Genomic DNA, 14,034 nt, shown 5'->3' with positions numbered 1-14,034 from the left:
AAAGGAAGAAGGAGGAAGGAAGAAAAAAGAAGGAAGAATTTAATTTCTTACTCGCCTTTTTTGCCTTTTGACTTTTACTTTTCAATGAGGTCAGGGAAGTTGAGAGTGAGTGCTAGACCGTGACAGGCTGATCTCGATGATTTGATTAGTTTTAATGAGCTGGCTTTGACTCTAAACTCCCTGCCTTCAAACGGTTTTAGATTTTAGATTAGTGAATTGTCTGAGCTTCTGAAAAATATTTGGAATCTTGGAGTTTATCCCCAATCAAAAATCCAAAATCATAGCATGAAAAATCGAAAATTGATGGACTTTCTGCCTTCAATCTTTTAAAAAATCATCTAAAGAATTGGTCAACCAACTGAGGAGAAATTTGCACCATGAGAATGTTTAAGGTGACTGCTTGCGTTCCCAGCCAAACTCGCATCCGCACTCAGCGGGAATTGCAAAATACTTACTTTACAAAGTTAGTTCCCTATGACAACTGGTTCCGGGAACAGCAACGGATCATGAAAATGGGCGGGAAAATTATCAAGGTTCAACTCGCTACTGGTAAACCGGGTGCTAATACAGGTCTGCTGTAAAATCTTTGCAGATTCAATAATGTATTGGCAAGAGGTCGAGTTCGGCCTCTTTTTTATTGTTAGTTGTTAGTTGTTAGTTGTTAGTTGCATTTTCCTCCTTCCTTCTTCCTTCTTCCTTCTTTCTTCGGCTATAGTTTTCATTCATTTTATGAAGTACACCCCAGAAACCGGGTTTCTTGAAAGCTCTCCCCCATAAACTGATTTTGTTTAAGAAACCCGGTTTCTCTGTACTACATTTACATGGAATATGCTGTAAGTTATCCTAAATTCTAAATTAATCCTATGGCCTATGACATCCGACGCTTAATTCCCTTTCTTGACCCCTCAGTGCAGGAATGGTCTGTAGAGGCCCGCGTATTGCGGTGGCTGACTTTCCTCTGGCTATTTGTGGGGTTAGTAGTGCTGTTTTCAGCTTCCTACCCTAGCGCTAATGCTGATTATGGAGATGGACTTTATTACTTTAAGCGACAGTTAATCGCAGTAGCAATCGGGTTAGTGGGTTTTAACGTAATTGTACACTCTTCTCTGCGCTACATTTTGGGGATAGCTCAGTGGGGATTTTTCTTGTTAGTAGGTTTGCTGTTGTTAACATTAGTTCCCGGACTGGGAACTAATGTTAACGGTGCAACTCGCTGGATATCTATTGGCCCAGTTCCAATTATTCAACCTTCTGAGTTAATTAAGCCTTTTTTAGTGCTACAAAGTGCGCGCGTTTTCGGTAACTGGTATCGCCTCAATTATAAATTCCGCTGGGCTTGGATGGGAATTTTTGGACTGGTATTGTTGGGTATTTTGTTGCAGCCAAATTTGAGTACAACGGCTTTGTGTGGGATGACTTTGTGGTTGGTAGCAATGGCTGCTGGATTGCCTTATTATCAATTGGGGGCAACGGCTATCGGAGGGCTGTTTTTAGGCGTTCTAAGTATCAGTATTAAAGAATATCAGCGCCGCCGAATTATGTCTTTTTTGAATCCTTGGGCAGATCCGATGCAGGATGGTTATCAGTTAATTCAAAGTCTATTGGCGGTTGGTTCTGGTGGATTTTGGGGTACTGGTTTAGGGATGTCGCAGCAAAAGTTATTTTATCTACCGATTCAGTATAGCGATTTTATTTTTGCTGTTTATGCTGAAGAGTTTGGCTTGGCAGGGAGTTTGGTACTATTACTTTTTTTGGCGGCTTATGGGACGCTGGCGCTGTTGGTAGCACTGAAGGCTCGTAATATTGAGTATCAATTGGTGGCGATTGGGGTGATGGTGGTGATGGTGGGTCAATCACTTTTAAATATTGGGGTGGCGACGGGAGTTTTACCGACTACAGGTTTGCCACTACCATTGTTTAGTTATGGTGGTAGTTCGATGGTGGCAAGTTTGTTGTTAGCGGGCCTATTAATTCGGGTGGCTAGGGAGAGTTCAGAGGCGGAGGTTGTCTCTTTGGATGGGCGTAGAGATGAAATGAGACGCAAGAGACTAGGGACTAGGGGCTAGGGGAATTAGGGGCTAGGGGCTAGGGCTAGGGAAATAAAGGGAAGAGAGAGGTAGAAGTTAAGAGAAATTAGGAACTTCTTCTTCTCTTGCCCTATTTTCTAGTTCCAAATCCTTATCTTCCCCTAGCCCCTATTTTCTAGTTCCTAACCCCTATCTTCCCCTAGCCCCTAGTCTCTAGCCCCTATCTTCCCCTAGTCCCTTTCTTTCCCTATCAACTTGCCCCAGCATTAATTGCAGGACTATCAGCGAGAGGAGCATAAATTAGTATTCCTGTACCGTTATCTTCAAGGGGGCCCAAATTAGGATCGACTTCCAGAGAACCTGCTGTAGCTTTGCCATTGTTAAAGGTATTCTCGATCGCAGGCCACTCAATATTCCCGCCACCATCGGCAAAATAGGCCCCTGGTTCCGGGACGAACCCTCGATGATCGGAGGTATTTTGCTTATTCCCCCAAGGATTTGCAGCCGTATTTGAGGAGATAATCGTGCTAGTAAGGCGAACGTTTTGCCCGCCACGAATGCCACCCGCTTCATATCCTGCTTGGTTGTTAGCCAAGGTGCAGTTAATAATTTCCGTTGCTTCAGAAGTCGAGATATAAATTGCCCCGCCTACGCCATTGCCTTCTGCGAGTCCTACCAAATTACCCACAAAAGTGCTATTTGCGATCGCACCTGGAGAAGTTTCTCCTACCCACAAACCACCGCCTTGATCTTCCGCTTGGTTATTAGTGAAAGTGGAGTTAGATATCTGATACTCTGCGTTGAAAATCCGCAAACCACCTCCAAGGGAATCTCCCTTACCATCTCTGACTAAGACATTATCTTTAAACAAACACTTGTCAACTGTTACTTTGTCTGGCGCATATCCTCCTAAGAAAGCCGCGCCACCTTGTCCAGCAGCTTTATTCTGTTCAAAAGTGGTATTCCGAACTATAATTTCACCGCCAGTTCCATGCGGGCCTGCGCCATCGGTAAAAATTGCACCTCCATAACCCCTAGTTTCTGAGGCTCCCACCGTTCCGCCGTAGCTGGCATCATTTTCAGTAAATTTGCAATTTTCGACTGTTAAAGAACTCAGCAAGCTGTTGATTCCCGCGCCCAAAGTGCCTTTATTTTGATAGAATTCGCAATCTATAAAGGTAGAGAAAGATTCGCTATGGATGGAGACAGCACCGCCACCTCGTTCTGTTTCCGGGATTAAAGAGCCGTCGTTGTGGCGAAAAATACAGGATTTAGCTGTGAAGTTAGTTCGCCACTGGGAGTAAATAGCACCGCCAATTCCTGCGGAGTTACCCTCGAAGGTGCAGTTTTCGATCGCAGTTTGAGAGTCCCCACCAATCAAAATCGCTCCACCTGCGGAATCTTCAAAATTATCGGGGTCAGTTCCCGACAGTTTCCCCCCAGTGAGGATCAGGTTTTTGAGAGTAAAGTTTGCACTATCACTAATGCGAAAAATTCTGCTATCTCCCGAACTTTTAACTGTTAATTTGGGAGCATTTGCGCCGTCGATGGTCAAGTTTTTATCGATGGTAAGTTGACCATTGGTCAACAAAATCACCTGGTTTGCTAAGGTAGAATCGAAGGTAATGGTATCTCCAGCCGTTGCGGAGGCGATCGCGTTTCTCAGAGAGTCAGGACTCCCATCGCTAGTATTCTTAACAACAATTTCTGTCATAGATGCTACTGATTGTGTTTTCGACTATTAGAATCACCCTTAACAGTTATAGCAAGTAACCGCTTTCGTCTGTTAGGACACTCGCTCATATAGCAACCGCCAGGGCGGTTAGGGGCTAGGGGCTAGGGGCTAGGGACTAGGGAAAGAAGGGGAAGAAGGGAATAGAATCAGCGAGTTTGGTAGAAGTCAGAACGTCCTAACCGACGAAAGCGGTTGCTTACTTGTCATTGCGAGCGAAGCGAAGCAATCGCAGAGACTAGGCGATTGCTTCGCTTCGCTCGCAATGACAGATGGTAAGTAATTTGCCGGACACGATATCATTGCTGGAACTGGCTGATTCTATTCCTTTCTTCCTTTCTTCCCTTCTTCCCTAGCCCCTAGCCCCTAGCCCCTAGCCCCTAGCCCCTAGCCCCTGTTCTGGAAATTTAGGTTGCTTATTGCTCTTCTCAATAGGAGGTTCGGATTCTACAGGAGGAGAATTCAGAGATTCTTGCCACACTTCGATTTGCGCTCGCGCTTCTTCATAAATGCGAGTACCGGAGGGAATTTTCCTCAGAATCGCGATCGCACCCGGCAAATCGGATGCAGATTCTTCCTGCGCGATCGCGAAAATTCTCTGACTCCAATCATTAATCGCCTCGTCAGCTTCCGATCGCAACCCGCTAGACTCCGGTACCTGATTGGCTAGCAAAATCGCCGTTTCCAAAGCATCAGCAGTACCAGGTTCAGCCGCCTGACGAGCATTTTGCAAGCCATCCTTTGCCTGTAACTGAGATTCCCAGTTGCGGATATTCGATCGCGCTTCATCGTAGAGTGTCCGTCCCGGTTGAATCTTGCTAGCCGCCGCGATCGCAGCTAATAAATTACCATCATTAGCTAACTGCTGCGCCCGATCTAAATAAGGCCGATCTCGAAACTGCTGGCTTTGATCTCCCCAAGTTTTAATTTTATCCTGAGCTTGCTGGTAGAGCGCCCGCCCAACGCCAATTTTCCTGGCTTCAACAATGGCAGCTTCCAGAGAATTAGCATCCCCCAGAGTCGCGATTTGGTCGGCCCTTTCTAGAATTGGAGTGTCCTCCATCAACTCAACTTGGCGAGTCCAGGTTGCGATTTCCTTCTGCGCTTCTGGCCCTCGCGGATTTCCCGCAGGAATTGTCTGTAATTGCGCGATCGCCACCTTGAGATCGTTCGCGCCTCCCTTTGCAGCTACCTGGCGTGCGGCTTCCAGGGTTTTCACATCCGCAATTTCTTGTTGCCAATTGCTAATAAATTCTTGGGCGTTATTGTAAAGTGGGCGGTTAGATTTAATCTTTTTAGCAGCTTTGATCGCATTCTCCAAACCCGCGATCGTCCCTCCTTGAGTCTGAGAAGCAGCGCTAGCTAACTCTCTAAAATCTTTGACTTCTTCTTTTAAATTGGCGCTTTCCGGAATTTTATTCACAATGTCGATCGCGCCTTGCCATTGTCCGGTTTTCAACTGCGCTTCTGCTAATTCCATAATCTTTTTACCAAATTCCGCGATCGCCTTTTGAGCGGCCTGGTAGATGTAGCTTTCAGGAGCGATCGCACCAGCTAACTGAATTGCCGCAAACAGATTGTCTACCCCTCCAGCCTCCGCCGTACTTCGAGCTTTTGCCAACTTGTTACCATCTGCACGGGAAGTCTGAATTGCCTTAGTAATTTCCTCGTATCTAGCGGTTTCCCAGTAAGTATTGCCGATATCCAGCAGCAGAGTTGCTTGTCGAAACGCTTGATTCCAGTCTTCCTTGCGAAGATAATCTTCTGCGGCTTGATAGATTTTTTCTGCATCATCCCATATTAACTGCCACTGCTGGATTTGCTTTTCCACTTGCGGGTAAGCGGGAACATCGCTAGGGACTTTCCGAGCGATCGCGATCGCTTCTCCCAGATTACCCGCTTGGAAAGCAGCATCGCCCAACTTCAGAATATCTTCCGACCAGTTTTCAATCTGACGATTAATTGCAGTCCGCAGGGGGTGATCCTTGGGTAGAGCATTAACCAAGTCAATCGCCGCCAGCAAGTCGTCCACAGTCTGCTTCTGGGCCGTCACCTCAGCGCAATAGAGACGATCCGAAGCTGAAGCCGTTGGCCAAAAAATGCTCAGGCAATTTGGTTGAGCCGCCAGACGGAACAGAGATGCGATCGCGATCAAAGCCACCCCGCCAGGGAGGGCGACAATTACCACCACCCAAAACGGCCATTTCGTCGGCCATCGCCGCCAACTTTGCCAGAACTTAGGCCCAAGAGACGGGGGTTTTGGTTGCGGCGGTTCTGGTTCTTCCTGAGTTCCCAAGCGCAGAGCGAGGGCTTTTCGCCGCTGTGCGCGGGTTTGTCGCCCTGACTCACCCCCCCCATCGGGTTGAGAGTTTTCCCTAGCTTCTAAAGGCTCTGAGGCTGACCATAGGCCCGGTATTTCCCGCTCTTCACTCATAATCACCACCACAAACAGCAATCTAGCAGCTTTGACCGTTTCACAACTGCAATGGTTGCTATCGTACTCCCCAACTCCAAAAAATCCAAATTTGTTAACAGTTAACAGTTAACGGTTAACCGTTAACCGTTAACTGTTTAAGATTGGGCTTGTGCTTGCAAATCATCGATCAGTTCGGCTAGATGATCGCTGCTGGCTTTGTAAACCTCGCCGCAGAAGTGACAAGTCGCTTCTGCACCATCATCCTTTTCAATCATGTCTTGAAGTTCGGCTTCGCCTAACATTTTTAAGGCTCCTAAAACGCGATCGAAGGAACAGCCACAGTGAAAGCGTAGCATCTGAACCTCTGGCAAGATTTCCAGACCCATATCTCCGAGTAGTTCCTCAAACATCTGCTCTAATGTTTTACCAGAGCGTAACAGAGGCGTAAAACCGGATAGTGAAGCTACTCTAGATTCCAGCTTTTCCACCAACTCATCATCAGTAGCAGCTTTGGGCATAATTTGTAACATGAGGCCGCCAGAAGCTTGTACGCCTTCAGCGCCAACAAATACTCCCAAAACTAAAGCTGAAGGCGTTTGTTCCGATGTGGCCAGGTAATGGCTGATGTCGTCCCCGATTTCCCCAGAAACAAGTTCTACGGTACTGGAGTAAGGATAGCCATAGCCGACATCTCGCACGACGTAGAGGTAGCCTTCGCCGATTGCGCCGCCGACATCGAGTTTACCAAGCGCATTTGGCGGAAGTTCGATTTTGGGGTTATCTACATAGCCGCGCACGGTTCCGTCTGTGCCAGCATCAACCATCAACCCGCCCAAGGGGCCATCCCCTCTAATGCGAATATTGACTCTGGATTGCTGTGTTTTCATATTAGAGGCCAATAGCAGCCCCGCTGACATAGTGCGGCCGAGGGCGGCGGTGGCGACGTAGGAGAGTTGGTGTCGCCGTCTAGCTTCTTCCGTGAGGCGGGTGGTGATTACGCCTACAGCCCGAATTCCGCCCTCTGCGGCTGTAGCGCGAATTAATTGATCGGCCATGAACCTTACATTTCTTAACAACTTCCACTTTCTTTATTCTAGCGGCGTTCTACTTCGCCTAAAATCTATAGCGTAATTTCACACAACTAGACATGGCAAAACTGCCCATAGAAATTGCCGAAACCATTTGGAGCCTAAAACGGCAACTATTGCATATTATTGAAAATGCTACAGAAGCCGAATATACTCTTTTTGAGCAATTTGGAGAAACCGACAGAACAATTGACTATTTAGATCAGCTAAAAAATGTAGCACAGCAAGCCGATGAGCGGTTTTCCCAGTTTTCCATATTGCAACGACGCTTGGCTAATGCAGTACCCACAGCAACTCCTGATATGCTAAGGTTAGTAACAGAAGTTATTGCTTATACCCAGGCTAGACTTCCCGCATGGGAACGCAGCATTGAAGAAATTAAGATTGAGTGGAGATTATGATCGACGAACAAGGATATGTGCCGCCCCTAAATGTGGATCGACGACTCCTCGCCAATTTACGTCGCAGTCGCTTGGAAATGGAAGAATTAGGTTGGAAATTAGAAGAAGTTATTGCCAAATTAGACGAAGACCATCGACAAATTCAACAAAAACGGTTACAAATACTTTTAAACAGTCAGTAGTTATATAAATGTTGAGAACGTTACTTTAGAGGCGATCGCTTTTTATGCGTTAGAGTTGATGAGTTGTCCCGTTCTAAAATCTAAAATATTTAATCGTTATGTTTGGTAATTATCAACAAAGTCACTTGCGGATTGAGGTTAATGCTTCGGAGACTGAGATTCGGGATAGTTTGTTACGTCCGAGTCAATTGCAAGAGTGGCTGTGGCCGCAACAATTTAGTAGTGGAATGCCGGAACAATTATACAAAGGTTTGGCGTTTACGAGTTGGGTTGGCCCGGTGGCTTTGGAGCACAAGGTAGAGATTGCGGAGTCGAATTGTTTGCGGTTGTTATTGAGTCAGGGTATTGATGGGTTTCACGAGTGGTATTGGGGGGATGGTTGGGTGCAGTCGCGCTTAGAGGGGGTGTCGGTGATGCCTTTAAGTGTGGGGCAAACTGTTAGTTTGTTGCGGTTGCGGGAGTTTTTGAAGAAGGGGAAGGGGGAATAATTAATAGCCCAATCGATCGGCATTGAAATACTAAAATTTAGGAGCTTGTAATGATTAGTACCTCAACTCCTGCTGAACAGAGAACTTTGCTTAGAAATATTAGCTGGCAAACTTTTGAAAGCTTGCTTAGCGATCTTGGGGAACACCGTTCCTCACGCCTGACTTACAATCGGGGTACTTTGGAAATTATGACACCTTTGTATGAGCATGAAAAACCTAAAGAAGTGCTTACGGCTCTCGTTGGTATTATAGCAGAAGAGTTGAATATAGAGATTGCTAGAGCAGGTTCTACTACTTTTAAGCGTCAAGAGTTAGGGCGCGGTGCTGAGCCTGATTCCAGTTTCTACGTCCAAAATGAGAGATTAGTTAGAGGTAAAAGTAAAATAGATTTGAGAACCGATCCGCCGCCTGATTTGGTAATAGAAATAGATATTACTAGCAGTTCTCTTGATAGTTTTGACATTTATTCTGCCTTGGGTGTACCGGAAATTTGGAGGTATAACGGGCGGATTTTACAATTTTTTCAGTTGCAAGATGAAGAGTATGTAGCTTGTGAGTTTAGTCGATGTTTTTCATTTTTATCTGTGGCTGAAATGGGTAGATTTTTGCAGGAAAGTAAAACTGTAGGGGAGACTACTCTGTTGCGAGGGTTTCGAGTTTGGGTGAGGAGTAAAATCATTCCCGGTTGATTCCTTATTATATCAGTTTGCCTGCCGACTGTTGCACTTTTTCAACTTGTCTGGGTGCTTCCATTTCGGTGAATAGTTGAATTGCGTTGTTAAAATTTTCTTGACTATCAGCAGTATTGCCTATTGTTTGATAAGTTAAGCCTAATTGATAGTAGGCTTCAGCTAAGTCACATTTAGCACCGATTTTATCCAGAAGTTCGATTGATTCTGAGTGATGGGAAAGGGCTGTTTTAAGTTCTCCCTGTATGCGATAGAGTTCTGCTAGACCACTATAAGCTTGTCCCTTAATCTGAATATAGTAGCTGTCTTCAGCAAATTTGATAGCTCTTTGAAACAGTTCAAAGGCTTTGGAAATTTCCCCTAAACTTTTATAGGTTAACCCTAAAAATACTAATGCACACCCATGACTCCAAGGCTGCCACTCAGTTATTGAAAGTTCACGATAAGCTTTTTCAGCTAGGTTATGTGCTTCTTGATTCAAACCCAAGCATGAATTACAGAAAGCTAAAAAATAGCAGGCATCTACTGAATGATAATGAAGTTCTGTATTTTTAGTAGAGAAATAGAAGTCTTCAAAACTTTTTTTAGCTGCTTCTACTTCGCCAAGAGATATATAGCCGTATCCAATGTTCACCAAAGAAACTAAATACAGTCCTTTTAAGAAAGATGCTAAGCCTTCTTCCTTTTGATATGTATCTTCTGAAAAAATAGATGCAATTTTCTGAGATTTTTTATGATAATCTATTCCCCGATTAGGTTCGCCTTTTGCGTAGTGGGATTCTCCTAGCCATAGATAAAGTTCAATTAGTAAATTAGCAGTATTAATATCCAGAATTATTTTATCAATTATTTGGTTGAACTCTGAAATAGTCTGTTGCAACAAACCGAACCTGTATAAGCTTCCACCAAAATACTCTCCTCTATAGTTTTTTGTCCATTTGTTAGACCTCCTAATTACGAAAACTCTCCCTGCCAAATCAAATTCCTTAATTTCAAAATAGTGATAATAAGCTTCTAATGCTTTCTTAGCATCTGCTATAGTCTCCACAGTCTTAACACTCTCTGTCCAAAATTCTGCTGCTGTCTGGTTAGTAATCTTCCAATCTTCACTTTCCCTTAACCTACTAATTGCCTCTGTACGAATCACTGGATGCAACCAATATTCTCCCTTGTTAAACTCGACTAATGACCGATTTCGCAACGATTCAATTACCCGTCTGCGCTGTGCTTCTGGCACATCCCACAGTAAGCACAATAATCGCTCAGTAGGAACAGTCGGCACATCCTGATAGCGATAACATCCCAAACGGCAGAGGAGTCGATAGGCTTCAGGAGAAGTTTTTTTGAGACGATTAAACTGCTCTTTGACAAGATTTTCTACAGCTAACTCCACCAATAAATCAGCTTCGACTTTATGTTCTTGCCAATAGGCTACCATCCCTCCATCTCTCTGTATGGGGTCGCATAAAATAGTCATCGCCAAGGCATTACCGCCATAAGCTTTGTGCATTTCTTTTAGAGTTATCGCATCTATTTCAATATCACGGTGGCTAAAAAAATCTTGCCACGCTTTTTCATCGAGGCTAGGTAGCGGGTAATTAGTGACACCTACGCATTCAGCCAAAGGTTCGCGACTGGTAATTAACGTTAATGACTGTACCGAAGAATCAGCCAAAACTCGCAACAATTCCACATAGCGGCGATGGGGTTCAATAAATTTGCCTTGTCCATCTAGCGCGGGTTCCAAATTATCAATTAATACCCCCACTCGGCGCGTCTGAAGTTGGCGCTTCAGTCTCCCAAGGGTAACTCCAAACTCGCGGCCAGGTTCTTCCTGAAAGTCCCGCTTTAGCCATTCTTCAATCACGCTTTCAACTAGGGTAATATTTTCTTTCTCCTTTGCCATTAGCAATTCCAGTATTAAGTCAAAACCCTGAGACTTGAGATATTCCTGGGCTAAAGTTGTCTTTCCCACGCCTCCTGGTGCTTGGATGAGGATGATTTTTGAGCCTTGGTTGATGCGGGTGCTGAGGTGTGCGATCGCATTTTCACGGCCGACAAAATTTAGGTTTAGCGCTGAAGGAGTTTCCTTTACAGGGGCCACCACAAGTAATTCTGTTTCCTCAATTTCGGTGAGTTCAGCAACTTGTTCCCAGTTAACACCTACAGCCTTACAAATTTCAATAAAGGCATACCGATCAATGGGAGACTTTCTTGCCCAAAACCGCTTCAGTGTGGCTTCTGAGGTTTTGGCATTTTCTACCCATATTGAAGCGATTTTCTGCCAGCGTTTCCTGCGTCTAGCTTCATCAACGATTTTTAGCCCCTGTTCTGATGCCTTCAGAGAATCAATCATTGTTCACCATTACCCCTACGGTGTTCTCATCCGATTTTAGATCGCTTTGGTTCAGTAAGAGAAGCAGTGAGCTATTTAGTGAGCTAAAAAGATGAACCCAACTGAGCCGCCAAGCCAATTTGTATCTGGGATATTGGAAATGTGGGAAGGAAAGTTAAATAAAAACTTCCCAGTCAATTCAATATAAAAGGAGCAAGTGCAATGCCTTTACCAACAAATAGTAATGAATGGGATCGCGCTAGTGGTGATGACATTTTATTTGATGGAAGAACCTCTAATGGAGAAAGTTCACCCGAAGTTAAGCAAGTCTTTACGAACTTATCTACAACAGTTTTAGGGAAGTCATATCCGATGACGGCCGGTTATGCCTATGACCAGGGTTACTACAATGGTTTTAAAAAATGGCACGCTGGCATTGATATCGGCGCTGGAGCAGGAACTTCGGTGCGAGCTCCAATTGCTGGTAAAGTTGCTTGGACATGGTCTTCTCCTAGTGATGGAGCGTTTATCGCAGTTAATAGCAACGATGGTCGTCAGTGGGTTTATGGTCACTTGCAAAATTTCAACGGTTTAGCCACAGGAAATACCATTTCTGCCGGACAACTCCTCGGTCAAATTGGTAATCAATCAGGCGCAAATCACTTGCATTTAGAGGTACGGACTCCACCTTTTCAAGGCACTAACGGTGCAAGTCCAGACCAAAACTTTATCTTAAATGCTACCATGAGTCCTCTCGAAGCATTTTCAAAGTTAAATAATGGTGGCGGTGGCGGTAGCAACGGTGGTGGAAATACTAATCTAAATCTAAATGGCGGCCCCGGCAACGACATTTTAACTGGTTCAGGTGGGAATGATAAACTTTCTGGTTTAGGTGGTAATGACACATTGATTGGTGGTGCAGGAAACGATATTCTTGATGGTTTCTTCTATTCGGCTAGTGGCAATGGAGAAGTCGATCAACTACGTGGTGATTCCGGTGCTGATACTTTCTTGATCGGCGATTGGTACGGGAAGGGTTATATTGGTCGCAGTTGGGGAGTTATTCAAGACTTTTCTAGCGCTCAAGGTGATAAGATCAAAGTTCAAGGTAGCCTGAGTCAATACGAACTCCGACCGGGCAATCAGTATGGGTATTCTGCTAATGATACAGCGATAGTTTTGAAAAGCAATCCGAGTGAAGTCTTTGCAGTTTCCCTAAATGCCTCCACCAGAAACAATACCATTCAGTTATCTACAAGAGACTTCATCAGCGCTTAATTCCTGATTGAATTTGGCTAGATAGTTAATCCATAACTAAAGGCGATCGCACTTTCCCAAAGAAGCGCGATCGCTTTTATTTTCGATATAAATTTAACATTTTGCCAATTGTTTGACATCTCTCACGTATCCCCTATAATTCTGGTTAAACCCTCTCTAAGAGATTGGATATATACATCTTGAAGCCTTCCCAGTTTCTTGATAATAAGTTGTTTTTCAATAGTCGTAATAACTGGCTTAATCATCGAAGACTTTAGAAGACCTGCCGATTGCCAATCTGTTATGACGTTTTTTATTGGTAGTTTGATCTGTAAATGGAAATGGAACTAAAACCACCTCACCAAAATTATAACTCGTCATACTCCGCATCCTCTGGGTTATCCCAAATTTTAGCAAAAGCTGGTTCTGAGAGTTTATTTCCCGTATAAATGAGAAGACGATCTTCACTGCGCGTTAATAGGAAGTCGATAAAATCTTCTAATACCGTGATTTTATCAGGTGGTAAACTACGGATTTTTTCCATCAGCTTTGTTTCAGGGCTTTGGGTGATACTCATGTTACCTCTCACTTTGTTGTTAATAAAATAGCATATATTTGATATTTTCTCAACAGTGCGATCGCCTTGTAATTTATTGATTATTTCTTTTTTAAAAAGCCTAAAAATTACAAAGCAAACACAATTCTGAGAGCTAGATCAATTTTTATTATAACCTCTGGTTCAAGTTCACCTCTGATATCTACCCCACGAGAACGATAATCAATAGGGCGCGTTTGCAGACAATCAGCAATAGATTTTTTTGTTAATCCATTTCTTTCAGATGGTTCAATCTCCACATTACTTTTAATCTTGGCTTTTTTTTCACTCCAAGCAGTAATCGGAACAACCTGGATTACAGGAACTCGCTCATTATAAGTGTTGTTAGTCACAACAACACAAGGTCTAATTTTTCCCGTTTCAGAACCCTGAGTTGGCTCGAGATTAACTTCAATAATTAAACCTCGTTTCAATTTTATGACTTCGGCCATTCTTCTAAACCTAACTCCGTCAATTCTTGCAAGTCTTTATCTTCCTCATAGATTTCCGCATAGAGAGCCGCTGATTCTTCCAATTGCTCGGCTTCTAATGCTAACTCCAAGCGTTTAATGGCGATTCTTACTACTTCACTCGCGTCTTTAAATCCATAGTTTTGACAGCCTTGTAGAAATTTTATTTGAGATTCATCTAGTTCAAATGTTTGCTCTTTCATTATAGTAAAAATTCCGGCAAAATTTGGTATATTGTTTTTTAAGATCCGGCTCAAATACATGAATATTTTGATGATAGCATACTTTCCCGAAAATTATATAGCTAACCAACAAAAATCTGGGTTATTCTATGAATTAGAAACCCTCATCCGG

The 14,034-nt window shown here is 43.9% G+C and carries 14 protein-coding genes; 7 read left to right on the top strand and 7 right to left on the bottom strand.

All coding sequences use genetic code 11. The features are described from left to right. Positions 1-377 precede the first annotated feature (377 nt). The gene (locus OSCI_RS19900) at positions 378-581 is read left to right on the top strand and encodes a phycobilisome linker polypeptide (RefSeq protein ID WP_007356911.1); all 204 of its coding nucleotides are present in this window, start codon (positions 378-380) and stop codon (positions 579-581) included. A gap of 282 nt (positions 582-863) precedes the next feature. Then, a complete protein-coding gene (locus tag OSCI_RS19895) occupies positions 864-2,066 on the top strand; it encodes an FtsW/RodA/SpoVE family cell cycle protein (protein ID WP_007356910.1) in 1,203 nt (400 codons plus the stop codon). Between the two features lie 211 nt (positions 2,067-2,277). Here the strand turns inward: OSCI_RS19895 and OSCI_RS19890 are convergent, their stop codons facing one another. The 3 genes from OSCI_RS19890 to hslO all read right to left on the bottom strand — a co-directional run bounded on the left by OSCI_RS19890 (position 2,278) and on the right by hslO (position 7,230). Further along, the gene (locus OSCI_RS19890; protein WP_007356909.1) at positions 2,278-3,741 is read right to left on the bottom strand and encodes a right-handed parallel beta-helix repeat-containing protein; all 1,464 of its coding nucleotides are present in this window, start codon (positions 3,739-3,741) and stop codon (positions 2,278-2,280) included. Positions 3,742-4,132: 391 nt separating this feature from the next. Further along, on the bottom strand, positions 4,133-6,193 hold the full coding sequence (locus OSCI_RS19885; protein WP_007356908.1) for a hypothetical protein: 2,061 nt from the start codon (positions 6,191-6,193) through the stop codon (positions 4,133-4,135). Between the two features lie 137 nt (positions 6,194-6,330). Continuing rightward, positions 6,331-7,230 (bottom strand): Hsp33 family molecular chaperone HslO, encoded by a 900-nt coding sequence (hslO, locus tag OSCI_RS19880; RefSeq protein WP_007356907.1) that lies wholly within the window; start codon positions 7,228-7,230, stop codon positions 6,331-6,333. A gap of 92 nt (positions 7,231-7,322) precedes the next feature. Here hslO and OSCI_RS19875 point away from each other — a divergent pair, with 92 nt between their 5' ends. The 4 genes from OSCI_RS19875 to OSCI_RS19860 all read left to right on the top strand — a co-directional run bounded on the left by OSCI_RS19875 (position 7,323) and on the right by OSCI_RS19860 (position 9,023). Beyond that, on the top strand, positions 7,323-7,664 hold the full coding sequence (locus tag OSCI_RS19875) for a hypothetical protein (protein WP_007356906.1): 342 nt from the start codon (positions 7,323-7,325) through the stop codon (positions 7,662-7,664). Next, positions 7,661-7,846, top strand: coding sequence for a hypothetical protein (locus OSCI_RS19870; protein WP_007356905.1), 186 nt, complete (start codon positions 7,661-7,663; stop codon positions 7,844-7,846). The genes OSCI_RS19875 and OSCI_RS19870 overlap by 4 nt, the downstream gene beginning before the upstream one ends. Before the next feature lie 98 nt (positions 7,847-7,944). Then, complete coding sequence (locus OSCI_RS19865; RefSeq protein ID WP_007356904.1) at positions 7,945-8,334, top strand: hypothetical protein; 390 nt, start codon at positions 7,945-7,947, stop codon at positions 8,332-8,334. A 50-nt stretch (positions 8,335-8,384) separates the two neighbouring features. Continuing rightward, on the top strand, positions 8,385-9,023 hold the full coding sequence (locus tag OSCI_RS19860) for a Uma2 family endonuclease (RefSeq protein ID WP_007356903.1): 639 nt from the start codon (positions 8,385-8,387) through the stop codon (positions 9,021-9,023). Between the two features lie 7 nt (positions 9,024-9,030). Here the strand turns inward: OSCI_RS19860 and OSCI_RS19855 are convergent, their stop codons facing one another. Beyond that, positions 9,031-11,379, bottom strand: coding sequence for a tetratricopeptide repeat protein (locus OSCI_RS19855; protein ID WP_007356902.1), 2,349 nt, complete (start codon positions 11,377-11,379; stop codon positions 9,031-9,033). Between the two features lie 201 nt (positions 11,380-11,580). Here OSCI_RS19855 and OSCI_RS32075 point away from each other — a divergent pair, with 201 nt between their 5' ends. Then, entirely contained in the window at positions 11,581-12,636 is a 1,056-nt protein-coding gene (locus tag OSCI_RS32075) for a peptidoglycan DD-metalloendopeptidase family protein (protein ID WP_007356901.1), read from the top strand. Positions 12,637-12,982: 346 nt separating this feature from the next. Here the strand turns inward: OSCI_RS32075 and OSCI_RS19845 are convergent, their stop codons facing one another. The 3 genes from OSCI_RS19845 to OSCI_RS19835 all read right to left on the bottom strand — a co-directional run bounded on the left by OSCI_RS19845 (position 12,983) and on the right by OSCI_RS19835 (position 13,883). Then, positions 12,983-13,192: a hypothetical protein gene (locus OSCI_RS19845; RefSeq protein ID WP_007356899.1), complete on the bottom strand. Its 210-nt coding sequence runs from the start codon at positions 13,190-13,192 to the stop codon at positions 12,983-12,985. Positions 13,193-13,299: 107 nt separating this feature from the next. Further along, the gene (locus OSCI_RS19840; protein ID WP_007356898.1) at positions 13,300-13,662 is read right to left on the bottom strand and encodes a type II toxin-antitoxin system PemK/MazF family toxin; all 363 of its coding nucleotides are present in this window, start codon (positions 13,660-13,662) and stop codon (positions 13,300-13,302) included. Next, complete coding sequence (locus OSCI_RS19835; protein WP_007356897.1) at positions 13,647-13,883, bottom strand: hypothetical protein; 237 nt, start codon at positions 13,881-13,883, stop codon at positions 13,647-13,649. Before OSCI_RS19835 ends, OSCI_RS19840 begins: the two co-directional genes overlap by 16 nt. Positions 13,884-14,034 lie beyond the last annotated feature (151 nt).

The sequence above is a fragment of the Kamptonema sp. PCC 6506 genome, assembly GCF_000180455.1.
GTDB lineage: Bacteria > Cyanobacteriota > Cyanobacteriia > Cyanobacteriales > Microcoleaceae > Kamptonema > Kamptonema formosum.
The sequence above is the reverse complement of the archived record's forward strand: the minus strand, read 5'-3'. Positions and strand labels throughout refer to the sequence as shown.

Coding starts and splice junctions, on each gene's coding strand:
- OSCI_RS19855 (WP_007356902.1), bottom strand. CDS start 11,379: ATGATTGATTCTCTGAAGGCATCAGAACAGGGGCTAAAAATCGTTGAT.
- OSCI_RS19890 (WP_007356909.1), bottom strand. CDS start 3,741: ATGACAGAAATTGTTGTTAAGAATACTAGCGATGGGAGTCCTGACTCT.
- OSCI_RS19865 (WP_007356904.1), top strand. CDS start 7,945: ATGTTTGGTAATTATCAACAAAGTCACTTGCGGATTGAGGTTAATGCT.
- OSCI_RS19845 (WP_007356899.1), bottom strand. CDS start 13,192: ATGAGTATCACCCAAAGCCCTGAAACAAAGCTGATGGAAAAAATCCGT.
- hslO (WP_007356907.1), bottom strand. CDS start 7,230: ATGGCCGATCAATTAATTCGCGCTACAGCCGCAGAGGGCGGAATTCGG.
- OSCI_RS32075 (WP_007356901.1), top strand. CDS start 11,581: ATGCCTTTACCAACAAATAGTAATGAATGGGATCGCGCTAGTGGTGAT.
- OSCI_RS19885 (WP_007356908.1), bottom strand. CDS start 6,193: ATGAGTGAAGAGCGGGAAATACCGGGCCTATGGTCAGCCTCAGAGCCT.
- OSCI_RS19875 (WP_007356906.1), top strand. CDS start 7,323: ATGGCAAAACTGCCCATAGAAATTGCCGAAACCATTTGGAGCCTAAAA.
- OSCI_RS19840 (WP_007356898.1), bottom strand. CDS start 13,662: ATGGCCGAAGTCATAAAATTGAAACGAGGTTTAATTATTGAAGTTAAT.
- OSCI_RS19870 (WP_007356905.1), top strand. CDS start 7,661: ATGATCGACGAACAAGGATATGTGCCGCCCCTAAATGTGGATCGACGA.
- OSCI_RS19860 (WP_007356903.1), top strand. CDS start 8,385: ATGATTAGTACCTCAACTCCTGCTGAACAGAGAACTTTGCTTAGAAAT.
- OSCI_RS19895 (WP_007356910.1), top strand. CDS start 864: ATGGCCTATGACATCCGACGCTTAATTCCCTTTCTTGACCCCTCAGTG.
- OSCI_RS19835 (WP_007356897.1), bottom strand. CDS start 13,883: ATGAAAGAGCAAACATTTGAACTAGATGAATCTCAAATAAAATTTCTA.
- OSCI_RS19900 (WP_007356911.1), top strand. CDS start 378: ATGAGAATGTTTAAGGTGACTGCTTGCGTTCCCAGCCAAACTCGCATC.